Source organism: Paenibacillus sp. FSL H8-0317 (assembly GCF_045040685.1).
Lineage (GTDB): Bacteria > Bacillota > Bacilli > Paenibacillales > Paenibacillaceae > Paenibacillus.
Genome location: NZ_CP150294.1, coordinates 2305238 through 2328414, shown reverse-complemented (window position 1 = coordinate 2328414; position 23177 = coordinate 2305238). Strand labels below are relative to the sequence as shown.

21 protein-coding genes are annotated in these 23177 nt (G+C 47.3%); 6 read left to right on the top strand and 15 right to left on the bottom strand.

What is annotated here, in order from left to right; translation table 11 throughout:
- Window positions 1-9 precede the first annotated feature (9 nt).
- The 7 genes from MHB43_RS11010 to MHB43_RS10980 all read right to left on the bottom strand — a co-directional run bounded on the left by MHB43_RS11010 (window position 10) and on the right by MHB43_RS10980 (window position 6369).
- Window positions 10-588, bottom strand: a complete 579-nt coding sequence (locus tag MHB43_RS11010; protein WP_221823344.1) for a TetR/AcrR family transcriptional regulator — start codon at window positions 586-588, stop codon at window positions 10-12.
- A gap of 13 nt (window positions 589-601) precedes the next feature.
- The gene (locus tag MHB43_RS11005; RefSeq protein ID WP_405131962.1) at window positions 602-1411 is read right to left on the bottom strand and encodes a DUF92 domain-containing protein; all 810 of its coding nucleotides are present in this window, start codon (window positions 1409-1411) and stop codon (window positions 602-604) included.
- Between the two features lie 228 nt (window positions 1412-1639).
- Window positions 1640-2413, bottom strand: coding sequence for an ABC transporter permease (locus MHB43_RS11000; protein ID WP_091017536.1), 774 nt, complete (start codon window positions 2411-2413; stop codon window positions 1640-1642).
- A gap of 17 nt (window positions 2414-2430) precedes the next feature.
- Window positions 2431-3207: an ABC transporter ATP-binding protein gene (locus MHB43_RS10995; RefSeq protein ID WP_405131961.1), complete on the bottom strand. Its 777-nt coding sequence runs from the start codon at window positions 3205-3207 to the stop codon at window positions 2431-2433.
- A gap of 32 nt (window positions 3208-3239) precedes the next feature.
- Window positions 3240-4295 (bottom strand): ABC transporter substrate-binding protein, encoded by a 1056-nt coding sequence (locus tag MHB43_RS10990; RefSeq protein WP_339183776.1) that lies wholly within the window; start codon window positions 4293-4295, stop codon window positions 3240-3242.
- Between the two features lie 9 nt (window positions 4296-4304).
- Window positions 4305-5753, bottom strand: a complete 1449-nt coding sequence (locus tag MHB43_RS10985; RefSeq protein WP_339183774.1) for an aryl-sulfate sulfotransferase — start codon at window positions 5751-5753, stop codon at window positions 4305-4307.
- A 58-nt stretch (window positions 5754-5811) separates the two neighbouring features.
- A complete protein-coding gene (locus tag MHB43_RS10980) occupies window positions 5812-6369 on the bottom strand; it encodes a MarR family transcriptional regulator (RefSeq protein WP_339183773.1) in 558 nt (185 codons plus the stop codon).
- A gap of 388 nt (window positions 6370-6757) precedes the next feature.
- Between MHB43_RS10980 and MHB43_RS10975 the strand changes: the two genes are divergently transcribed.
- Entirely contained in the window at window positions 6758-7165 is a 408-nt protein-coding gene (locus MHB43_RS10975; protein ID WP_339183770.1) for a hypothetical protein, read from the top strand.
- Window positions 7166-7287: 122 nt separating this feature from the next.
- On the opposite strand, the gene MHB43_RS10970 is transcribed toward MHB43_RS10975, so the two are convergent.
- From MHB43_RS10970 to hemE, 6 genes are all read right to left on the bottom strand, one after another.
- Window positions 7288-7920, bottom strand: a complete 633-nt coding sequence (locus MHB43_RS10970; RefSeq protein WP_405131960.1) for a fumarylacetoacetate hydrolase family protein — start codon at window positions 7918-7920, stop codon at window positions 7288-7290.
- Between the two features lie 46 nt (window positions 7921-7966).
- Window positions 7967-8719 (bottom strand): glycerophosphodiester phosphodiesterase, encoded by a 753-nt coding sequence (locus tag MHB43_RS10965; RefSeq protein WP_405131959.1) that lies wholly within the window; start codon window positions 8717-8719, stop codon window positions 7967-7969.
- A 23-nt stretch (window positions 8720-8742) separates the two neighbouring features.
- Window positions 8743-10164 carry a CapA family protein gene (locus MHB43_RS10960; protein WP_405131958.1) on the bottom strand — a complete coding sequence of 474 codons (1422 nt, stop codon included), beginning with the start codon at window positions 10162-10164 and terminating at the stop codon, window positions 8743-8745.
- A 185-nt stretch (window positions 10165-10349) separates the two neighbouring features.
- On the bottom strand, window positions 10350-11774 hold the full coding sequence (hemY, locus tag MHB43_RS10955) for a protoporphyrinogen oxidase (RefSeq protein ID WP_405131957.1): 1425 nt from the start codon (window positions 11772-11774) through the stop codon (window positions 10350-10352).
- Window positions 11774-12724, bottom strand: coding sequence for a ferrochelatase (gene hemH, locus MHB43_RS10950; protein ID WP_221823324.1), 951 nt, complete (start codon window positions 12722-12724; stop codon window positions 11774-11776). Before hemH ends, hemY begins: the two co-directional genes overlap by 1 nt.
- Entirely contained in the window at window positions 12717-13781 is a 1065-nt protein-coding gene (hemE, locus tag MHB43_RS10945; protein ID WP_339183765.1) for a uroporphyrinogen decarboxylase, read from the bottom strand. Before hemE ends, hemH begins: the two co-directional genes overlap by 8 nt.
- A gap of 204 nt (window positions 13782-13985) precedes the next feature.
- Here hemE and MHB43_RS10940 point away from each other — a divergent pair, with 204 nt between their 5' ends.
- Window positions 13986-15197, top strand: coding sequence for an MFS transporter (locus tag MHB43_RS10940; RefSeq protein ID WP_339183764.1), 1212 nt, complete (start codon window positions 13986-13988; stop codon window positions 15195-15197).
- A 106-nt stretch (window positions 15198-15303) separates the two neighbouring features.
- On the opposite strand, the gene MHB43_RS10935 is transcribed toward MHB43_RS10940, so the two are convergent.
- The gene (locus tag MHB43_RS10935) at window positions 15304-16506 is read right to left on the bottom strand and encodes a cytochrome P450 (protein ID WP_405131956.1); all 1203 of its coding nucleotides are present in this window, start codon (window positions 16504-16506) and stop codon (window positions 15304-15306) included.
- A gap of 486 nt (window positions 16507-16992) precedes the next feature.
- Here MHB43_RS10935 and MHB43_RS10930 point away from each other — a divergent pair, with 486 nt between their 5' ends.
- On the top strand, window positions 16993-18204 hold the full coding sequence (locus MHB43_RS10930; RefSeq protein WP_405131955.1) for an asparaginase: 1212 nt from the start codon (window positions 16993-16995) through the stop codon (window positions 18202-18204).
- Between the two features lie 184 nt (window positions 18205-18388).
- Here MHB43_RS10930 and MHB43_RS10925 read toward each other — a convergent pair whose 3' ends face one another.
- Window positions 18389-19021, bottom strand: coding sequence for an O-methyltransferase (locus MHB43_RS10925; RefSeq protein WP_405131954.1), 633 nt, complete (start codon window positions 19019-19021; stop codon window positions 18389-18391).
- Window positions 19022-19260: 239 nt separating this feature from the next.
- Between MHB43_RS10925 and MHB43_RS10920 the strand changes: the two genes are divergently transcribed.
- From MHB43_RS10920 to MHB43_RS10910, 3 genes are all read left to right on the top strand, one after another.
- A complete protein-coding gene (locus MHB43_RS10920; protein WP_036609715.1) occupies window positions 19261-20415 on the top strand; it encodes a class I SAM-dependent RNA methyltransferase in 1155 nt (384 codons plus the stop codon).
- A gap of 214 nt (window positions 20416-20629) precedes the next feature.
- On the top strand, window positions 20630-22630 hold the full coding sequence (locus tag MHB43_RS10915) for an LTA synthase family protein (RefSeq protein WP_405131953.1): 2001 nt from the start codon (window positions 20630-20632) through the stop codon (window positions 22628-22630).
- A gap of 75 nt (window positions 22631-22705) precedes the next feature.
- Complete coding sequence (locus MHB43_RS10910; RefSeq protein WP_339183757.1) at window positions 22706-23131, top strand: cytidine deaminase; 426 nt, start codon at window positions 22706-22708, stop codon at window positions 23129-23131.
- Window positions 23132-23177 lie beyond the last annotated feature (46 nt).

Below are 23177 nucleotides of genomic sequence, written 5' to 3'. Positions count from 1 at the left end.
CACAAACACTTACGTTTTCAAAAAGGACCGACACCCATCCAGAAATAATGCTGCTGAGAAGGCAATTCTTTTGTTCAGATCTTCTTCGTTGAACTCTGGATTAAGCATAATATCCATCTTCAGACGATCCAGAATCCCAATGTACGATTTGGCTAATAAGACTGGCTCAGGTACACTTGCACTTTCCAGCACCTCGCACACCATGCTCATGTATTGATTCATAAATTCTTTCATAAATTGCATCAGATCCGGATCGTTATTAGGTGCCATAAAAAAGAGCTTGGTATGATTACGACGCTCATAATAATACGTAAGGTGGGTCTTGGCTATTGCGCCAAGTTTATCACCTGTGTTCTCATGCGAGTTCAAAGCATATTCAAGACGACTGATAAAACTGTTACAGTCCCGCTTGGATACTGCTACAAATAATTGTTCCTTACTTTTGAAATATAAATAAATGGTGCCTTTTGCGATGCCAGCTTCGTCTGCAATATCAGACATTTTTGTCTCATAAAAACCCTTCGAGCCAAAAATACCATAGGCTGCATCCAAAATAGCCTCCGATTTGTCTCCATGTACAGTGTTCAAATGTTACTCCCTCCTACAACGCCAAAATGTTACCCAATCCAATCGCCACACATCCGCCAATGACCGAGCTAAGCACGTTCACCAGGTCGTTACTCATCCATGCCCAGCCACGAGCCCGAACCGTTGGATGCCCGCAATGTTCATGTACCTCAACTTCACGGCCACACACAGTACAACGATACATCATCTGCACCGTTGCGCCCAGATAGGAATCGGCAAAAGCCCCTGCTAACCCGCCTACAAGACCGACAAAAGTCCAACTAAACAGACTAAGGCCTTCTATCCCGGCAATCCAGGAAAACAAGAATGCTCCCGCACCAATCAGAGCCCCGCCTACGGCTGCAGCCACGGTGCCAAGAATTGAGACACCTCCTGAAGCACCTGGCGTAAGTACCTTCCACGTGAGAACAGAGCGCGGCGGCTTGCGACTGAGACTCCCAATTTCGGTTGCCCATGTATCCGATGTAACGGTAGCCATTACACCAATGAAAGCATATACCCATGCCGGATGTGGAAATATCCAGTATCCCAGACATAGGAACATGCCCATTCCACCATTAGCCATCACTTGCCCGGCATCCCGATTTCCTGACTTGGCATAGGATTTCTCCAGCTCCTGCTTCCGATCTTTACGAAACCTGGAGAGCAACGTTGAAGTAATGAAAAACAACAATAACGTGCCAAACCAGAACAGGTTACCCGCTCCGTAATATATCGTTCCCATCATGATGGCTGCCAGGCAGCCAGACAGGGTTAGCGACTTTTTCGCATAGGCAGCACCTGCCACCATAGAAGCGCATACGGCGCCAATAATCCAATCCATAATGTCTCCTGCATGCAGCATATGTACAGCCCGCATGACGTTTATTGTATTTTTGAAATTCAATTATACCACGGTTTGATGTCAATGCCGAAACTCCTTACGCCAGCACACAAAAAACCTGTTTTGGCCTCGTGTAGAAGTGCCAAAACAGGTTATTGATCAAACGTTAAAACAAGATAACTTCCCTTTTCAAGTTACGTCTGGAATTCGGTGTTCCCAGGGTCTGTTTCAGACCCGCTTCGCTCCTCCAATGACCCCATATCGGTAGAGTACTCTGCGACCAAACCAGTTGAACAAACGATCCGTCAGGAATCCCATAAAACCCAGGGAAATCAGTCCGACAAAGATCCAATCTGTTCGGAAAAAGAGTCTGGAGTTCCAGATTAAGTAACCCACTCCCTCATTGGAGGCAATCATCTCAGCACCGATTATGGCCATATACGAGGTTCCCATCGCCAGTCGCACACCTGTGAAGATATACGGGGTTGTCGCCGGAACAATCACATGCAGCAGAATCTGCCGTTCATTGGCTCCCATACTGCGGGCCGACCGGATTTTGTCTTCTTCAACGGAGAGTACACCTGTCAGTGTATTCAATACAACAATGAAGAAGGTTGCATACATAATGAGCGCGATCTTGGATTGCTCACCAATTCCGAACCACACCAGAAATAAGGTAATAAAAGCAATCGGCGGGATAAAGCGTATAAAGTTAAGGAATGGCTCAGCGAACAGCCGGATGATATGCACCTTGCCAATAATCAGTCCTACCGGAATAGCAATGATGCTTCCGAGTACCCAGCCCGCCAGTACACGAGTGAAACTGATTCCGATATACTCCATCAGCGTACCGTCAGCTATCAGTTCGCGTGCTCCCAGGATCGTGTGCCACGGACCAGGGATTACGTCAGGCCCATAGATAAGGGCACCAAGCTGCCAGATTAAGATGACCGTTACCCATAGAAGCGGGATAGACACCCATTTTTTCTCCAACCATTTCATCTTACATATCACCTCAGTTATTCTTCAAAGTGGCCTTGAATTCGGTCATACAGGGTGTTGAACTCAGACGAGGCGATGTTCCTTGGGTAAGGTAACGTGTTGTGGTAAATATCCGTTATATTCGAAGACGGACCTACAGACATAATGCCTATGCGCTCACCCAGCAATAACGCCTCCTGAATATCGTGAGTGACAAAGATAACGGTTTTATGTGTTTCTTTCCAAATATTAACCAGTTCCTTCTGCATGGTCCGCCGCGTCATTGCGTCCAGCGCACCGAATGGCTCATCCATCAGCAAGATCGCCGAGTCATTCGCAAGTACCCGAGCCAATTGAACCCGCTGTTTCATGCCACCCGAGAGCTCTTTCGGGAATTTCCCCTCATGAGCACTCAGTCCCACAAGCTGGATGTATCGATCAGAGATCTCACGTCGTTGTGTCTTAGGCACCTTGGACATTCGAAGTCCGAATTCAACATTTTCCCTCACGGTTAGCCATGGAAAGAGAGAAGAATCCGCCTGCTGGAACACCATCGCCCGATCCCTGCCCGGTCTGTCGATCTCCTTGTTGTCTACCTTGAGCTGTCCGCCCGACTTGGAAATAAAACCCGCGATCATGTTCAGCAGCGTTGACTTCCCGCAACCACTGGGACCAAGCAGGACAAAGAACTCTCCTCCCTTGATAACCAGATCGATATCCTTAATGATATAATGCACATCCCCATTGGTCGGGGCATGATACGTTTTCCGAAGCTGTTCAATATGAATGGTATGCTCAGTTGCAGGTAAGGACATAACGGACACCTCCCATTTCATTTCAATAAGAATTATTTACTGTATGTCACTTTTTCCGGCAGAGCCTGTTGGAGAGAAGTCAAGTCGAGTTTGGTGTCGAGATCAAAATCCTGTTCGATGATTCCGGTGTCCACCATATATTGCTTCTGACCTGCCAAACTATCATAAGCAGCCTGCGTAAATCCAACTTCCCATGGATTGATCGGAAGGTCTTTCAACGTGGCATCTTTAGGCTGTTTGGTCTCTTGATACATCAGATCAGCAACCTCTTCAGGATGCGCTTGGGCATACGTGGATGCTTCATCCAGCGCCGCAAGGAAGTCACTTATCTTTTCAGGGTTTGCCTGGATGAATTCATTACTCGATACCAGTCCCATACCAAGGCGTATAGGGGTCTGAGACATATCCGTCAGCTGATGTACTCCTTCGAGTGCATCGAATTTATCGGTTAACGCGGAACCTATAACCCAAGCGGCATCAAGGTCTCCCTGTTTCAGTGCGATGTAGGCTTCATCAAAAGCCCCCTGACCAATTTGCGTCACATCACTCAGCGCCACTCCCTGATCTTTCAAGTACTCATCCCATAGATACGGAATAAATGTGCCTCGAATGAAACTCACTTTCTTGCCCTTCAAATCCGCTCCACTCTGAATATCCTCTCTTGCATACAGCTTCCAGGCGGCTGCCGCTTCATCCGTAGTCTGACCTGCGGAAGCGACGACTGAATATTCCCCTTTAGCCAAAGCATTTAATACAGGGAAGTCCGCCCCGTACGCAATATCTACCTGTTTGATAAATAGTGCATTTACACCTTCAGCCGGTGAGCCAAACGTAATACTCTCTGCATCAATGCCCCTGTTTTCAAAAAAACCTTTGGCAATGGCTACCCTGAACGTTGGGTTCGTACTTGTATCTGCGATTCGAATTTTTACATTATCGGTATTCTTGCCGGTAGCGTCTTTTGCTCCAGATCCTGCTGCGTTTGAACTGCATCCGGATAATAGGAGTGCCGTAGCCAGAAATAATATCAATATGCCGGTTACTATGGATGGTTTTCTCACAATATACACCCCATTCGATCTAGTCATGATTGACGCTTAACCGCCTGACTTGCCTTCATCCGACGTTGCCACACAGGCTGCACCCTCCACAAATGGAAGAGTTGTCTCTACGCTCACGATGGATGCAGAACCTTTGGGCGCTGCTCCCGGGACCCTGTAGTTGGAGACATCAATGGCTTCGATGGCAACTTCCTGCGGTTTCTCCAACTGTGGAACCCACTGATAAGGAACTCGATATGAGCGATAGACCATATTGGTATTCCGCCCATCCGTGTACGGGGAGACATACTCCCAGACCAGCTCATGCTCCGCTGTGACTTCGAACAATCGGCCATTGGAACCTTCGGTTATCAGGGTGTTGCCGTTAGGTAAACGCTGGGCGGAACTGATGTATGGGCTATAAAATTTATAAGAATCCGTCGGAACCGAGAAACCTGCTTCTGCCGATGTATACTGCCAGACAATCTCCAGGGTGACCGGGTTAATCTCCAGTACACGGGAGTGATCCCGAATCGCATGTTTCAATCCAAATGGAGAAGCCGGATTTGGGAGGCCATAACCTGCCCAGCCGCCATTGTCGAATACGAGCAAGTTGCCTTCTCCCGGTAGACCTTGGGGAATGATATGTGCATGATGCTGTCCGATAATTGTGCCAATGTGTTTCGCTTCAGTTGAAGCATAGTCTGGCCCTAGTCTCCACACGATCTTTCCGCTCTGTCTGTCCGTAATGGCGATTATATTGGCCTCTCTGGCATCCCAGATAATATTGTCGGGGTGGAACCGTTCGTCTCCTTCTTCATAGAAACGGTTGGGTCCGACATAAGAAGCAGAATTAATATGTAACCAGTCACCGACGCCACCACCCAGATGACCGAAAGAACGTGTATTCGGATCACGGAACAGGACATTTCGAGCAGCTTCATCAAAACCTAATTCTTCAAAGTGTTCGTTAGGCAGCCACTCCCAGAGTACCTTCCCCTCCCAATCGACTTCGATAATGGCATCATCAAGCAATGGCTTATCTGAAATTTGCGGGTTACTCACATTTTTGTGTGCCAGAATAAGTGTTTTGCCACTCTTCGTCTTTGGCGCAAGGCCGGGTGCATAATAACCTACCGGATTCCCCTCACGCTGATAATCATGATGCTGGCGGGCATACCATAGTGGCTCATACCCCGGATCTTCGATGTGTTCGTAGCTATTGTATTTCCATACAATGTTGCCGTCCCAATCCACCTGAACCAGATCGACATTATCCTGAATACCGAACTTCGGATCTCTTCGACCCGTGCTGCCCAGCACGTAGCCGCCAGGTAATATTTTGGCCGGAAAACCTAACAATCCTTTCCATAGGTGGACCTCCTTGCCATTCATATCGATCAACACTACGCCTTCCTCACCTGCCTGATAAACGGTATAACCGCCCCAAGCCTTATCCGGATAGTATAACGTTGCTCCAGTTGGATATATTGTTGAGTGTCCCATTGATCATCTCTCCCTAGAATGTTTGTGGTATATCAAATGTCGTTACATTGACCCAACCTCAATAACTGAGATAGTTCCTCTTCCCGGTACTGTCCTGCTGCTTCTGCTCAAGGTTACTTGTCGAGGACCGATCATGTTCTTGTATCCCGTTGTTCTCCGCCAATTCCAGCACCGTGTCCGAGAACCCCTCCAGATTCGCTACTACCCGCTCGTAGAATTGACTTTGCTGCTCCAGTTCCTCACTCGTAAAACCCTCAAACAGAAGCGTGATACATCGGGCACCGATGTTGCTGTTTCTCGCATACATCTCCCGCCCGCTTGATGTGATATCCAGTAAAACCGTCCGGCGGTCGTCTTCCTTTCGTCTGCGGATGGTGAGTCCCTTTTTCTCCAACTTATCGGTCAGAGCTGTAATGGCACCCGATGTAAAGTCCAACTGTTCTGCCAGATCTCCAAGCCGCTGTTCTCCTTCACGAATGATCTTGTGCAGGATAAGCATGCCTGGCAGGCTGATACCTTCTACAGAGATTCGATCCCGCTCTTTGACGAATCGTCTGACCATTTTGCGAAATAACCAATCCGTCCGCTCCAACGCTTCCCAGTCTCTATCACTCATTCCATAACCTCCCTGATCGTTTGAAGCTTCAATAAAGATACGAAAAAAGGCCCCCGAGGACATTCCTTAGAGGAGTAGTCCCGGGAGCCTTTGGTGGTCCAATCAGCTCAATGCAGTTTTCAGTTCAAATTAGTTCACTGTTCATTTAATGAGTATTAAAATAATTGAGATTATCATATAACCAACTAACCCAACCTGTCAAGTGTGAATTGTTTTTTGATCTTTTCTTGTTGCAGCCATTCTCAGCCAGGTTGAAATTACTTATCCTGTTTTAAGTTTCACTTCAGGTTTCCCGTTTACACTATTCTTAGATCGAAACATCAACAACTACATCTACGACAAGCTACGATTCAGTTCGTACTCAACTACAGAAATGAGGATTATCCATATGAATATGAAAAGAGTCATTATTATAGGCACAATGATTGTCACCATGTCCTTCGCCGGAACAGCATGGGGCCAATCCGCCATCTCCCCTATACCTACTGCTAAATGGTCCATCGTTGACTTGGATACTCGTGAGGGAAACAGCGACGAGCTGCTCAGCGCTCTGAATCAGGCTTCAGAAGCGGATCTCTATCAGGAACTGTACAGCGGCAAATCACTGAGGACGATTACGGAAGAAAATAACGGGAATTTGGATGAGGTCATTGCTGTACAAGTAAGACAGCTCAGAGAGCAGTTGGATGAACGGCTCGCAAGTGGAAGTATCCGTTCGGAGCAACATGCTGCACAACAAGCTGAACTGGAAGAGTTGGTCACACAGAGCGCAAATACAGCATACAGCTTGGCGTAAATTAGGAGCGTATCCGTACAATGAAGGTATAAACATATATCCACGATAACAAAGCAAAAAGGAGCGTATTCACGCCCCTTTCTTGTAACCTATTCATCTCAAGCAGGTATGATGTGTAATCTTTATTGCGCTGCCCCAATCGTGCAGGCACCCAAGGATTCGCCGTCCCATGCCAGTTCGAGCACATCTCCTTCTTGTGTTGGTCCAACACCTTCCGGTGTTCCTGTAAAAATGACATCGCCCGGCCCTAGGCCGTAATGATGACCTACATAATCCACAATATGCTGTAAACTGAAGATCATGTTACGAATGTTACCACGCTGGACTTCCTCACCATTTTTGGTCAATGTAAAGTCTTTCTCCAGTAATGCTGCCGCACCCGGGAATGCCTGAAATGCAGTAACCGGAGCGGAATTTTTGAACCCTTTGGCCGCCGTCCACGGGTGGCCCTTTTTCTTAATCACGGTCTGTACATCACGTAACGTAAAATCAATACCAAACCCATACGCATCCACCAGTTCATCTACCGCCATACCTGGCTCAAAATTCCGGCCGATTTGAACGACCAATTCAGCTTCATAGTGAACTTCACCCTTGGTAGCAGGCAATTCAAGCGTTTCGCCATTCAGGGGCACGACTGCATGGGAAGGTTTCATAAAGATCATTGGCTCATCCGGAACCGCGTTACCCAATTCTTCCGCGTGAAGTTTATAATTGCGTCCTACACAGTATACATTGCGAATGTTAGTCAACATGGGTATATTACCACCTTTATCGGATTCATTAGTGCATATAGGAAAGTTAGGGTCTGAAAAATCGGCTGCTCGTCTCCTGAAATGCCAGCTCCCATACGTCAGGACGGTTCGTACATAACATGAGTTCTGGATCAACCGCCGCCAGTTTCTTCATAATGGTCTTGTCATCCACTGTCCAAGCCATCACCCGAATGCCTGCATTCCGCATCTCGTTCATTAAGGATTTATCTACATTGGTGTATCCAATCGAGAGGAATGTACAATTCATCTTCCGCAGGGCGGTTAACAGATCGCCTGGTCGTGCATCGATAATCAGCCCCGTCTGGATCTCCGGTGCAAGTTTCTTCACTTCGATCAGAGCGGCTGGTTCAAATGAGGTGATCACAACATCATTTTGCATATGTCTTTTTCTCACTTCATGTATAACAGCCGCAGGCAGACCCGGGTACATGTCTCCCTGCGTTTTCAGTTCAATGTTCAAACGCACTCTGCCGCACGAGCGATCTAACAATTCACTTAGCGCCGGAATCCGTTCGCCTTTGTAAGACTTGTTTTTCCATGCTCCAGCATCCAGACGTTGCAGATCAGCCCAATCAGTTTCCCGAACCAGGCCCTTGCCATTTGTCGTGCGATCCACTGTAAAATCATGAATGACCACTGGTACACCATCACGTGACAACTGCACATCCAGCTCCATCCACTGAACTTCAGGCCGCTCCATGGCCATCAGGAATGCAGCCATCGTATTCTCTGGTGCAATAGAAGAAAATCCACGGTGCGCTACACAAAGGTTGTTCATTCGATTCCCTCCTCAAAAGGTTTTTAATTAGGTGAAGCGACTCCATTCCCATCATATCGAATGCCCGGGGAGAGCTTTGCCATCTGTTCCAACAGCAGTTTGTTTGCCTCATCGATCATCGGAATGGCCTGACCAAGCCCGGCCTCATAAGGGATAACTTTCATGCTGCAAGCTGCATCTTGACTACAGCGAGCCTGAAATACCGCCGTTTTCCATGTCTCTTCGGTTGTGGATCTGGAGAAAATGAAATTGCCCGTACTGTATGCAATCCACTTCCCCTTATAGTACTCCAGCCCTTGCAACACATGAGGATGACCACCTATGACCAGATCAGCGCCAGCATCTACAAACTCATGAGCCAATCGGGTCTGGTCACTATTCGGAGTACTTACACGTTCCTCTCCCCAGTGTGCAACCACGATCACCAGATCAGCCTTCTTACGGGCCTCCTGGATCGCTTTGACTGCTCCTGTGGAATCGTAGGCTTCAGCCACGCCAGCCCGATTGCCTTCAGCCTTCCAACTCGTTTCCGGTACAACTCGGGAGAACCCAAGCAATGCAATCTTCATGCCTTTGCGTTCCAGATATGCTGGTGCATAGGCCTCATCCCTGTTCATACCTGCCCCGGTGTGAGCTATGCCATATTCCTTAAGATAAGTTAACGTATCCACCAAGCCCTCTACGCCCTGATCCAAAATATGATTGTTAGCCAAATTGACAGCATCAAAACCGGCTGAAGCCATTGCCGCCAATGCTTTGGGCGATGATTTGTAGACATAGGTTTTATCAGCTGCACTGGTACCACCCTGAGTTATTGGTGTCTCCAGGTTACCGATGGTAAGATCATCATCCTTGAATAATCTGCCGAGTTTGGCAAAGGGATAGTCATAACCGTTCTTATCCAGCAACTCAGCAACTTTGCCCGAAAATTGAATATCACCAACAAAGTTAATCGTGACATTCTTCGCTGAATTGGAAGGTTTCGACGTCCCTGATTCCTGATCCACACCTGTATTTCCCTTGGTGCCGGAAGGTGTCGAATCTGCCACAGGTTTTTTCGTTCCGGATTCTGCTTTCTCACTATTGGTATTTCTTGAAGTGTCAGGTGTCGCTGCTCCAGATGTCTTATCTGCATCCGCTGTTGTCTCTTCATCCGTAGCTTCGTGTTCTTCTTCCGAATTCTCATCGGATTCCGAGTCTGGAGAAGTTACTTGATCGCCGCCTTTGGCATCGTCTCCAATGGAAGGCTGATCCTGATCGACGATTTCTTGTTTCACCGGCTGGTCTGCCTGTTGCTGACGTGTATCAATGACATAAAAAATGCCCACCAGACCAATTGCAATGATCAATACAATATTAACTGTCCAGATGATTGTGATTGTATTGCGGGTGCGTTTACTACCTTTTTTCTTCTTTACACTTCGCTCTGATCTTGGGGGATACATAAGCAACTCCTCTTCTTCTTCACAGCCATACATACCATTATATCAGGCATATTCTGGATTTCCATCATTCGTTGGAACTGTATCGATTGAAAGGGTATGAACTCAGTTAGCTTCCAGATCTTCACATAAAAAAAGCCATCTCTCCAGTAGATAATTCTACGTTTGAGACAGCTCTCTTGCTGTACTTAATCTGCTGCAAGCTCTTGTGTAGCCTGAACAGACATTTCCTTCGCTTGTCTGATGCAATCAGGCAAACCTACGCCCTCATAACCTGCACCTGCAATGTACACACCCGGTAATTTGCTGCCAAGCTCCTCACGGAGGGCGGCAATATGTTGGAGGTGTCCCACCGGATACTGTGGCATGGATTTACGTAGCCTTGTAATCTCGGAGAAGATCGGCACTGCTTCAATACCCATCGTCTCTCTCAGATCCTTGAGAACCAGATTCGTCAGCGCTTCATCCGGAAGCTCTACGTTCTGTTCGTCACCGGAGCGACCAACATAACAGCGGAGCAGTACTTTATCATCCGGGCTCGTATGCAGCCATTTCGTCGATGTCCACGTACAAGCCGTAATATTACGGCCCTCTTTCCGCGGAACGAGGAAACCCGACCCGTCGAATACATGCTCCACCTCTTTTTTCTCAAAAGCGAGCACTACATTGGCTACAGACACATAGTTAATCGCATCCAGTGCCGCTGTATCCACGTGAGGCTTCAACAGCTCCGACGCGACATATGCCGGCACAGTAACCACTACATCATCGGCTTCAAGCATTTCGCCATTACCAAGTTCAACAATGTATCTGGTCTGCGCTCCATCAAGGCGTTGCAGTGACTTCACCGCAGTGTTCAGACGTTGATCCACATCCTGCAACTCGTGGACGAGTGCATGAACAAGGCTCTGAAGTCCCTGACGAAAGTTCAGAAAAGCGCTCCGTTTTGTTCCGGTATGCGTTTCAGCCGGTTTGCGACCCGTCATCATGCCCCGGATCAAGCTGCCGTAATCGCGCTCTACTTCTCCGAACTGCGGGAAGGTAGCCTGGAGGCTCAATCGCCGCATATCACCTGCATAGATTCCTGCGAGCAGGGGTTCCGTCAAGTTCTCCAGCACTTCAGCTCCAAGACGGCGTTCAATCATATAACCGAGCGATTCATCCTCTGTTGTACGACGCGGCGGGATGACAAAATCCATCAATGCCCGCAGTTTGCCTGCCGGAGAGACCAGACCACTTCTCAAGAATGGTCTTAGTTCCGTCGGGATACCGAGAACAAGTCCTGCTGGCATAGGATGAAGCTTGCCACGCTGCATGATATACGTTTTCTTCGACTCCGGATTCTGACTGACCAGTTCATGATCGATCTCCAATTCTTTAGCCAGGTCAATCATTGCTGTTTTGCGAGCCAGGAAAGAATCCGGCCCTTTTTCAATCACAAATCCATCCCGGTGCAGTGTCTCAATCATACCTCCCATGGACGAGCTTTTCTCGACCAAAGTAATCACGGGTTCAACGCCTGCTTCCCGGTAATGCTTGCGGATATAAAATGCCGCGCTGAGGCCGGTAAGGCCACCGCCGACAACAACAACACGGCGTTTCTTATCACCCATTACTCATCCGACCCTTGCTGCCATTGGCTTATAATAACGTCGCTTAACGTCTCCATGTATAGAGGATCGCTATTGAGGGAGTCAATACGCATCAGGCGCATGTCGATCTCTTTGGCAATCGATTTGGCCTCAATATCGAGATCATAGAGCACTTCGAGATGATCCGAGACAAACCCGATTGGTGCCACAAGTACATCCTCTACCTGTTCACGAGAAAGCTCCTGTAACGTATCCAGAATATCCGGTCCAAGCCAAGGCTCAGCTGTTCGTCCGGCACTCTGCCACGTAAATTGCCAATTGGTTATGCCTACACGTGAGGCAATCACTTCCGAAGTCTCCAGCAATTGTTGCGGGTATGGATCACCCATCTCCACAATACGTGCCGGCAGACTGTGCGCACTAAACAACACCTTCACATCTCCGCGTTTTGCTCCAGCTTCTTCGAACGCATCCAACTTGGCACTGACACGTGTGGACAACGCCTGAATTAACTTCGGATGCAGATGATAACTCTCAATAAAGGACATATGAACGCCCAGCTCTTCTGCTTTTTCACGCGCACGTTTGATATAACTGCCTACACTCATCGTGGAAAAATGAGGAGCCAGTACAATACCAATGGCTGTCTGAATTCCATCCTTCGCCATCTGCTCCACGCCATCCTCAATAAACGGATAGGCATGCTTCAGTCCTTGATAACAACGGAATTCCACATCAGCGCCACGCTCATCGCGGTTTAATGTCTCTTGAAGGGCCTTGACCTGATTGTCTGTGTTCTCACGAAGTGGGAAAACACCGCCAACAATGGCTTCATAACGGTCCGTCAGTTCCTTCAATTGCTCCGGTTCAGGCGGACGTCCTCTGCGGATATGTGTGTAATACGCTTCAACACTCTCCATATTTTCCGGTGTGCCATACGACATCACCAGTACACCTACAGTATTAGTCATTGGTTACCGTCACCCCAGTCTTCATTGCTTCGGCAGAATATTCATGAATATACGCCGTTAGTTCTCTGAGCTTCTCTAGCGATGCTTCAGGAAATAATCCGTGTCCGAGGTTGAAAATATAACCCGGCTCCTTGATTCCTTCGTCAATAATCACTTTGGCTTGCTCTTTAATCAGTTCCATCGGGGCAGTCAGCAAATATGGGTCCAGGTTACCCTGTACTGCAAATTTGCCGCCAAGCCGTTGACGCCCTTCCGAAATGGATACTCTCCAGTCGAGTCCAATCACATCGGCTTGCAGATTATGCAGTGTTGGCAACAACTCACCGGATGCAACACCAGGGAAATAAATCTTCGGTACATTCAAATCCGATAATTCGGTAAAGATACGGGTAATCGTAGGCAACACATATGTTCTGAAGTCTTTGGGAGAAAGTGCTCCAACCCAGCTGTCAAACAACTGGAATGCCTTACCGCCATTCGCAATATGCGCACGGACATATGTAATAACCATATCACCAAGCTTCTGCATCAGCTTGTGCCATACTTCAGGCTCGCTGTACATCATCGTTTTGGTGCGGATGTAACCTTTCGAAGGTTGTCCTTCGATCAGATAACTCGCAATCGTGAAAGGTGCGCCCGCAAACGTAATCAGAGGCACGTCAAGTTCCTTATCCAGAATTCGAATGGTCTCCAGAATATGTGACAGATCTCCTTCGACGTCAATGGGACGCAAACGATCCACATCTGCAGCGGACCGAATAGGATTATCGATAACTGGACCAATATTTTTTACAATGTCAAAATCAATGCCCAGTGAGGCAACCGGATTCATAATATCGGAATACAAAATAGCCGCATCTACACCAAGCTTGCGTACGGGCATGAGTGTAACTTCAGCCGCCAGCTCGGGTTGTTGGCAGATTTCTAGCAAGGAGTACTTTTCTTTAATCTTGCGATATTCAGGATCGTAACGTCCAGCCTGACGCATGTACCATACCGGAACACGGTCGACCTGTTGCTTGAAACTTGCCCGAATCAGTCGATCATTATAGCTCATGTAAGAAGCCTCCAATAGTTTTTGGACTCATAATTACCATTATGCCCTTTTTAAACAGCCGTAACAACCACATGCAGATGCGTTCTACGTGACAATACTATGACATTCCTTACACCCCTCCTCCATATGCCAATTATGTTATAATGAAAGAATGGTGTTTTTTTGAGAATTACAGAAATATCTTTGAAAGGAAGTGAAAGCACTTTGAAAACATGGAAAGTAAACCTCATTGTGCTTTGGTTCGGACAATTTTTGGTCAATTCGGGCATGACCATGATTACCCCATTTTTGTCCCTGTATCTCGCAAGAGATCTTGGCGTTGTTGGCGAACATGAAATTGGCATTTGGGCCGGATTTATATTTGCAGCCAATTTCCTGACCTCATTTTTGTTCCAACCGCTCTGGGGCAAGTTATCGGACAAGTATGGCCGCAAAGTTATGCTGCTGCGCTCGGGATTCGGAATGGCCATCGTGATCGCCCTTATGGGTCTGGCACAGAATCCCTGGCAGCTTCTCTTATTGCGTTTGCTTAACGGTACAATTTCCGGTTTCAATCCTGCAGCTGTTGCGCTGATATCGGGTACCACTCCGAAGGACCGAATGGGTTTCGCCATGGGAATCAGTCAGTCCGGGCAGGTTGCCGGCACGATCCTGGGTCCGCTCATTGGTGGATTGCTAGCTGATGCGGTAGGCTTCCGTCCCATTTTCTACATTACAGGCGGACTGATCTTCGTCGCTTCCATGCTCGCCATGTTCCTGGTGAGAGAGAAATTCGACCGCAAAGAAGCAGCCAAACTGCCGGCACAATCCGTATTGTCCGGTCTGAAGGAGTTGAACAAATCACCTCAACTGCCCGCACTGTTTGCTGTGACGTTCCTGTTGCAATTTGCGATGATAAGCCCCATGTCACTCTTGCCGCTGTATGTACAAAAATTGCATGCTTCGGATGTAAATGTGGCCTTCTGGGCAGGACTTGTCGGTGCAGTTACGGGACTATCCAATATGGCGATGTCTCCGATTCTCGGGAAGCTGAGTGACCGGATTGGTCCTCACAAGGTGCTGACGTTCTCTCTCATAGGAACAGGACTCATGCTTATTCCGCAGGCATTTGTTCAGACCGTGTGGCAGCTCATTCTTGTTCGTTTCATGATGGGTGTGTTCATGGGTGGCCTGCTTCCAAGCGTTAACGCCTTGATCCGTTCCTACACATCAGATAGCATGATTAGCCGTGCATTCAGTTTTAATACGAGCACTTTGGCGTTGGGCAACATGCTTGGGGCCGTCATCGGAGGCTTTATGGCAGGATTCATCGGAATAGAAGGTCTCTTTATCGTTTCTGGTGGACTGCTACTGCTCAATATGGTTTGGGTCAGATTCAAATTGTATAACAAACCTGCTTCTATTCGGGAATCCTGATTCCCTATCCATTTCTTAATGAGTACATCTTACTTTTTCATTTGAAAAAGCCGCTTCCAGCGCCTAATTGGCCTGAGAGCGGCTTTTGTCATTCATGCGCCATTCATCATTTATTTATTAGATTGAATTGTATCGGATAATGTTTCACACCAAATACAAAAGCACTTTGTATCGGTTGCAGAGCCGTTCCCGGCACAAGCTGAATGTTTCCCATGTGCTGAAGCAATGTATGAAGGACTACCCTTGCCTCCAATCGAGCGAGTGGTGCACCCAAACAAAAATGAATGCCAAATCCAAATCCCATATGTCTGTTCGGCTTGCGATCAGATATAAAATCTTCCGGGTTTTCAAATTGGGCACTGTCCCGATTGGCTGCTCCAACCCAGGAAATCACCTGCTCCCCAGCTTGAATCATCTGGCCATTCAACTCTACAGTTTCCTTGGCGACCCGCCCAATCGCGACAATTGGCGGATAATATCTCAGCGTCTCTTCAATCGCAGAAGTAATCCGCTCAGGATGTTCGCGCAACTCCTGTTGTAGCTCGGGTTGTTCAGACAGAATACGAACCGCATTGGTAATCAGGTTGGTTGTTGTTTCATTACCGGCAGCAAGTAAGAGAATACAGAAGCCTACCACTTCATCTGAAGTCAATTGCTGACCATCAATCTCCGCAGCAAGCAGTAATGAGATCAGATCATCCTTTGGCTGCAACCGACGTTCTTCCATAATGCCAGTGAAATAGATATGCAACTCCTGCATATTTCTTTTTTTCTCCTCCAATAACTCCTGGAAGGCCTGCTCACTATCGTCACGCGCGCCTTTCACCAACACATCAGACCAGTCTTTGAACTTTTGACGATCCGCCGCAGGGACTCCGATCAATTCCGCAATGACAATGACGGGCAATGGTGTTGCAAGGTCATCAATAAGTTCCATATGTCCTTCTGACAGGTATGGAGCAATTAACTCATCTGTGATTTCCTGAATACGCGGAGCCAATGCTTCAATTGCCTTGGGTGTAAACGCCTGATTCACCAGATCACGCAGCTGTTTGTGTTTGGGAGGGTCTGTCGTCAACATGCTCGTATTGGCACGATCACGTGCAGAAGAGAATAGTTTCGGATTTTTCAAAACGTACTTCACATCTTCATAACCAAAAACATCCCAACATTCTCGATGCTCATCATATCGGACTGGAGTGTTATCACGAAGTTCTGCATACACCTTGAAGGGAGATAACCTCTCTTCCAAAGTCTCCAGTTCCCGAATCGGAATGTAATTTGCATACTTTCTCGGTGCCTGTTTCATCGTTTCTCCTCCAATCATCATTATATATTTATTTACATATGTTGATCACCCCTATTATAAACATAACTCTATAACGAAACCACTCTTTAGACCGTAATTGATTCCCATTACCTAATATGCGTTACTATCATCCTCTTATTCTGTTACTTACTTCTGATATGAGTCCCAATTCGACATTCTTTTATTAAAATGCTTCATTTTATCAGTACAAAAGACTCATTATGTAACGTTAACTAACATCATAAGGGCTTATTTTCCTTCAAAACTGCTAAAACCACTTCTTTTCTATCTCTATCAATATGAATAATCTTTCATAATTCCTTATAAACAATCATTTTACTCTCATTATCTATGAATGTAACCGATTACTCTACCATTATCTATGTTTGTCATATTACTTAACATAAAATACAATCAATTTGAAATGGTATACATATTCTTCTTAACAAACTTAACATCACACTTACTTGAAGGAGAGTGCTATTCATGAGTAAAACATCCAAACTTCGTCCCTGGGCCGTATGGAGTACCGCAGCTTTAACAGCATTAACCATCTCGTTGTCCCCCATTGGAACCTACGCTGCGCACGCAGCTACGGTAGAGGTGAAAGGTACAACAGGTGCTGTTCAGACAGCAACCACTACTCCGGCTCGCAATACTTCCATCCCTGCCATACCAGACTCTTCCAAGCAATCTGCACTCCCTAATGTATTGGTGATCGGAACTGGCGGAACGATTGCAGGTCAATCTGAGGATGCTACCAGCTTCCAAAATTACAAGGCAGGTACACTTCCGATTGGAGAGATGGTAGACGCCTTACCGGATAAACAGAAGATTGCTGATGTTAGCACGCTCCAATTCGGAAACTCAGGTTCAGGTTCCTATAGCATGGCCGACCTCTATGACTTGTCGCAGACCGTAGACAAAGCTCTGGCAATGTATGACAGTGTTGTCGTTACCACGGGTACAGATACTATGGAAGAAATCGCTTATTTCCTCGATATGACGGTTCAGAGTGACAAACCTGTCGTGATCACAGGCTCCATGCGTCCATGGACCGTCATCGGTTCTGACGCTCAAGCCAATCTGTACAACGCCATCAAACTTGCAGGCAGTGGTCGTACCACTTCATTCGGCACAGTACTCATGTTGAATGACACAATCCAGCTTGCTCGCGGTGTAACCAAGACCAATGATTATCGGACAGATACGTTTGAAACGCCGATGCTCGGCGCTGTAGGATATATAGATGAAGAGAACATTCGAATCTACCGTGCTCCTGCACGTGCCTTGAAACCAGAAGGCACAGCAAAGCCCGTATTTGATCTAAGTAAAATCACTAAGGCAGATCTGGCCAAAGTAGAAATTGCGATCTCATATCAAGAAGCTGGCGGCGGAGCCATTGAAGGATTCGTGAGCAGCGGTGTCAAAGGAATTGTGACTTCCGGTACCGGAGCTGGTGGCATCTCCAGAGCTATGGGACAAGCTCGTACCAAGGCCATTGAAGAAGGTGTCATCTTTGTGACCACCACTCGGACGGGTTCAGGAAGTGTGTATGGCGGTGGCAAAGGTATCATTGCAGGCGACAACCTGAGTCCACAACAAGCTCGTGTATTATTGATGCTGGGTTTGTCCTTCAGTGATGATTTTGACACCATCAAAAAATGGTTTGAAACGTACGGAACACCTGAAGTATAAGAAAGCACTTATCCTTTATAAATTTGGACAAAAATAAGAGATGACACCACCCTTTCATTCAAGGTGTGTCGTCTCTTTCTTTGTGTTTTTCAGAAAACGCCAAACAGAAACACGATCCCCCTCACAAACATAAACGCGTGAGATCGTGTTCCATCGGAGTTTTATCTTTAGGAAATTTCCACTGTTACTTCACCCAGGCAAGTACCAGCCCATCGTAATCGGGCAACATGGTCGTCACCAGGCGCGGGTCACTTGCCATCTGTTCATTGAAACGGCGAACCGCAAGCACGGCCGGGCCCTGCTTGTCCGGATTCAGCGTACGACCACGCAGGAAACAATTATCACCTACAATGACAGCACCTGGCCGGGCCAGCTTAATGGCATAATCGAGATATACCGGATAATTCTCCTTATCTGCGTCAATAAAGAAGAAATCAAATGTGCGTCCTTCCTGCTCCAATTGCTCCAGGCTGTCTGCCGCCGGGCCAATCCGATACTCGACCTTTTCGCCAAATCCGCCTTCTTCCAGATGACCACGCGCCATTGCCGCATATCCCTCTTTCAGTTCCAGCGAAGTCAGGGTCCCATTCTCACGCAAACCGCGCGCAATGCAGATCCCACTGTAACCGCCCAACACACCGATTTCGAGCGCAGCTTCTGCTTTGGATGTCTTCGCTAGAAACGTGAGTAATCGTCCATAAGCCGCCGCAACGGATACTTCCGGCATACCGTTCGAACGGATGGCCTCTTTCACTTTCAGCAAAAGATCATCCTCTTGAAATAATTGATTTACATATTCATCAGGGGTCAGATTCACCACTAAAATCCTCCTTGGACACTTGGACTGCTTTCCATATGGATGCCAATGTTCTATAATAAATGTTTGTTATCAACACAGGCGGTTGACAGGTGCACCACTTCGAAAAAGGAGTGCCTACGTTCACCGCATTTCTCATTGTAAGTTTTTTCACGGAAAGCGGCAAGGCCGCACCGTCACTATACAGCAGAGAGAAGGTTTTCCCTTCTCCAGCTTGAAATGGAGTTGAAATGAATCACATGGCTCAATTGCAATTGATTGCAACCTCGGCGATGGGACTCGAGGCTGTTGTTGCCCGGGAACTGAAACAACTGGGGTATGAAGATGTTACGATCGACAATGGACGGGTTTTCTTCACAGGAGATTATATTGATATATGCCGTTGTAATCTGTGGCTGAGAAGTTCGGATCGTGTATTGGTGAAAATGGGTGAATTCCCTGCCACAACATTCGACGAATTGTTTGAAGGCACCAAAGCACTGCCTTGGGAAGAGTGGATTCCAGCCGACGGCGAATTCCCTGTAGAGGGTCGTTCTCAAAAATCCCAGTTAAGCAGTGTGCCTGCATCACAAGGGATCGTGAAAAAAGCAATCGTAGAGAAACTGAAGCTGACTTATGACACAGAGTGGTTCCCAGAGGATGGGTCTCGTTATGTGATTGAGGTCATTCTGCTGAACGATCGCGCCCTGCTTACTTTAGATACAACGGGACCAGGTCTGCATAAACGGGGTTATCGTAAACTCGTCACCGAAGCGCCACTGAAAGAAACACTTGCTGCAGCTCTTATTCAGCTCAGCCGCTGGAATGTATCCCGCCCATTCTATGACCCGTGCTGTGGATCAGGTACAATGCTGATCGAAGCCGCCATGATCGGCTGGAACATTGCACCAGGACTTCGTCGGACCTTCAACTCTGAGGATTGGGCTGTGATTCCTGAAGAATTATGGGAACAAGCACGCGAAGAAGCATTCGATGCTGTTCGTGACGATGTCCCGTTACAAATTTCAGGTAGCGATATTGATCCTGAAGCGATTGAAGTTGCTATGGCAGCGATCAAAAGTGCTGGCTTTGCCAAAGATATTGAAGTCAGCGTCCTGCCCGCTCATCGCGCAAGACCACAGGGTGAATATGGTGTCATCATCACCAATCCCCCATATGGTGAACGTTTGAGTGAAGAAAAAGAAGTTCAGAAGTTGCTTCGCTCATTAGGGCGCAGTTACCTCGACATGCCAACATGGTCCTTTTTTGCAATCACATCGACCAAAGCTTTTGAAGAGTATTTCGGTCATAAGGCAGACAAGCGTCGCAAGTTGTTCAACGGACGAATTGAAACCCAGTACTATCAGTATTTGGGCCCACTGCCCCCACGAAATAAAACACCACAATCTTCGTAATTGTTTCAAATCTAAAGTGCTCCTGCCATCCATGGCCGGGGCGCTTTTTTTTGTGCGCTTTTCCGATCATATGAATTCATCAACTTCGGTCTTCGCTTTCGCAGAAATCAATTCTTCTGAGGCATAGTTGAAAACACATGAGGCCACGCTATAATGGATGGAGCCCTATTTTACATTCCGATAACAAAACAACAAAAGCAAGGGGGACATACATATGGTTGTCACTCGGCCTACGCGCAGCTCCATGCCACGCGGGCTTCTAAATCATCCATTAACGTTATATCTTATTTTTCTTGTGCTCATGCTGCTCAAACTCATGTGGCTCCATCACAATCTTCACGCTTATAACATTACGATGGGACTGCTGGATAAGGTGATTGCCATTGGATCTTTACTACTCTTGTCCTTCTGGACCTGGTTGCTGCCACGTAGAGGCATGATCGTGTCTCTCGCCGTGCTTAACCTGCTGCTTACCGGACTAATCTATGCCGATATGGTGTATTATCGCTATTTCCAGGATTTCTTGACCATCCCGGTATTGTTGCAGGCGAGACAAGTTGACGCATTGGGTGACAGCATCGCTACATTGATCTACACAAGTGATCTCTGGTTCTTTGCCGACTGGCTTGTCGTCATCCCGTTCGCAGCTATCGTACTGTTCAGCAGACGTTACCGTTCGAAGTACTCCAGTACATCTGTTACGAGTTACGGGAGTTATTCGTATAACGATGGCAAGATACGGTTGCGCCGCCGTCTCACGGCTGGCAGCATTGCCCTTGTGCTGGGACTTGGCCTCGCCGTCGGCCCGATTTATTTCTACAGCAAAACATGGGCCAAAGGCCTGTTCGATAACAACTGGTGGAATGTTTCCATGTACAACGTGACCGGACTACTCGCTTTTCACGGTTATGATCTGTACAACTATGCCAAAGACCACATCGGCTCCGGGCCGCAGGCTGATCCCGCTGATGTTGAGCAAGCAAAAGTGTTCTTCGTTGAAAGGCAGGGAACTGCCCCGCAGAATGATGCCTTGTTTGGCAAATATAAAGACAGCAATGTGATCATTGTCCAGGGTGAGGCTTTTATGAACTTCATGATTGGTCAGAGCATTGGCGGTCAGGAGATCACGCCCCATTTTAATGAACTGATGAAGGAAAGCCAGTATTATAGTCACTTTTATCACCAGACCGGTCAGGGTAGAACGTCAGATGCCGATTTTGGCGCAAACATTTCCCTACATCCACTTCCGGTTGGATCAGCCTTTGTACGATATGCAGACCATACGTATGATTCCCTTCCTTCCATCCTGAAGGATAACGGGTATAGCACCAATGTATTTCACGCTTATGAGAGTGGCTTCTGGAATCGGTATACGATGTATCAGAACATGAAGTACGACAAGTTTTATAGTAAAAATGATTTTGCACAGGATGACCCGCTTGGCTGGTCCCTGTCTGATGAATCCTTTTTCCGGCAATCCGTTGAGAAAATGAGTAGTGAGGTGACCGAACCGTTCTATTCCTTCCTAATCACTCTTACCAGCCACCATCCGTATGCCTTGCCAAAAGAGAAGCAGCAACTGGATGTAGGCGAGTTCCAGGGAACCATGTTTGGTAACTATCTGCAGTCCGTTCATTACGTGGATTCGGCGCTCGGCAAGATGGTGGAGGATCTGAAAAATCGGGGATTATGGGAAAATACCATCTTCATGTTCTACGGGGATCACGACAACTCGATTAAGGAACAATCACAATACGAGCAATTTCTGGGACGTTCATTGAACGAACTCGATATGGCACAGATCATGAACGAGGTTCCTCTGCTCGTGCATTTACCGGACGGAGCAGCTCCCGGAACCATCGACGAACCTTCGGGACAACTGGACATCACACCATCCGTGCTGCATCTGCTCGGCGTGTCCGACCTTTCCTATTATCATATGGGTAACGACGTATATGACGGGTCTGAACGTACGGTTGTGCTGCGTAATGGCGCATTCTCGGATGGTTCTGTATTCTACATTCCATCGGATGATTATATCTACGAGAATGGCGCTTGTTATGACTTGTCCACACGTGACAAAACGGATATCAATGCTTGCCGTCCCGCTCATGATGAAGCAACTAAGCGATTGCATGTCTCGGACACGGTCATTACCTATGATTTGATTCAGCGCTTTCAAGAGGAAGACAGTGGAGCAGCAACATCGCAATGAGCAATATCGTAATGACAAGCTAAACAAATACACGAAATGAATTGAATTGGATTTAAAAAGGGGAACTTACATTACATGACATCACACACTGAACCAATCAATATTGAACAGCAATTGTTCGATGCAGCCGCAAACTTCGTGAAGCAACGTTATCCTCAGGGATGGGGCGGTGCGGGTGCCGTCCATACCGAAGCCGGTTCCCTGCTGATTAGCGTAGCTCCAGAGGTCATCAACGATGCCACGCATCTGTGCATGGAAACAGGAGCTTATCTGGAAGCCCACAAATTGAACGAACGTGTCACCCACTCCCTCTGTATCGCTCGTGATGACGAGCATTCAGAATTTAAGGTCCTTACACCTTGCGGTGTATGCCAGGAACGATTATTTTACTGGGGCGAAGAAGTCAAAGCTGCCGTATACGATCCTTCTGGTCAACTGGTCTTCAAGAGACTGGATGAGATTCAACCTTACCATTGGTCCAAGGCATATCGGGATAAATAGTAATCTCCTTGCGAATTATAGAAAGTGGCTTTATAATTGTAACCAT

Excerpts from the sequence above, each read along its gene's own strand:
- MHB43_RS11005 (WP_405131962.1), bottom strand. The coding sequence starts at position 1,411 with ATGGATTGGATTATTGGCGCCGTATGCGCTTCTATGGTGGCAGGTGCT.
- MHB43_RS11000 (WP_091017536.1), bottom strand. The coding sequence starts at position 2,413 with ATGAAATGGTTGGAGAAAAAATGGGTGTCTATCCCGCTTCTATGGGTA.
- MHB43_RS10995 (WP_405131961.1), bottom strand. The coding sequence starts at position 3,207 with ATGTCCTTACCTGCAACTGAGCATACCATTCATATTGAACAGCTTCGG.
- MHB43_RS10990 (WP_339183776.1), bottom strand. The coding sequence starts at position 4,295 with ATGACTAGATCGAATGGGGTGTATATTGTGAGAAAACCATCCATAGTA.
- MHB43_RS10985 (WP_339183774.1), bottom strand. The coding sequence starts at position 5,753 with ATGGGACACTCAACAATATATCCAACTGGAGCAACGTTATACTATCCG.
- MHB43_RS10980 (WP_339183773.1), bottom strand. The coding sequence starts at position 6,369 with ATGAGTGATAGAGACTGGGAAGCGTTGGAGCGGACGGATTGGTTATTT.
- MHB43_RS10975 (WP_339183770.1), top strand. The coding sequence starts at position 6,758 with ATGAATATGAAAAGAGTCATTATTATAGGCACAATGATTGTCACCATG.
- MHB43_RS10970 (WP_405131960.1), bottom strand. The coding sequence starts at position 7,920 with ATGTTGACTAACATTCGCAATGTATACTGTGTAGGACGCAATTATAAA.
- MHB43_RS10965 (WP_405131959.1), bottom strand. The coding sequence starts at position 8,719 with ATGAACAACCTTTGTGTAGCGCACCGTGGATTTTCTTCTATTGCACCA.
- MHB43_RS10960 (WP_405131958.1), bottom strand. The coding sequence starts at position 10,164 with ATGTATCCCCCAAGATCAGAGCGAAGTGTAAAGAAGAAAAAAGGTAGT.
- hemY (WP_405131957.1), bottom strand. The coding sequence starts at position 11,774 with ATGGGTGATAAGAAACGCCGTGTTGTTGTTGTCGGCGGTGGCCTTACC.
- hemH (WP_221823324.1), bottom strand. The coding sequence starts at position 12,724 with ATGACTAATACTGTAGGTGTACTGGTGATGTCGTATGGCACACCGGAA.
- hemE (WP_339183765.1), bottom strand. The coding sequence starts at position 13,781 with ATGAGCTATAATGATCGACTGATTCGGGCAAGTTTCAAGCAACAGGTC.
- MHB43_RS10935 (WP_405131956.1), bottom strand. The coding sequence starts at position 16,506 with ATGAAACAGGCACCGAGAAAGTATGCAAATTACATTCCGATTCGGGAA.
- MHB43_RS10930 (WP_405131955.1), top strand. The coding sequence starts at position 16,993 with ATGAGTAAAACATCCAAACTTCGTCCCTGGGCCGTATGGAGTACCGCA.
- MHB43_RS10920 (WP_036609715.1), top strand. The coding sequence starts at position 19,261 with ATGGCTCAATTGCAATTGATTGCAACCTCGGCGATGGGACTCGAGGCT.
- MHB43_RS10915 (WP_405131953.1), top strand. The coding sequence starts at position 20,630 with ATGGTTGTCACTCGGCCTACGCGCAGCTCCATGCCACGCGGGCTTCTA.
- MHB43_RS10910 (WP_339183757.1), top strand. The coding sequence starts at position 22,706 with ATGACATCACACACTGAACCAATCAATATTGAACAGCAATTGTTCGAT.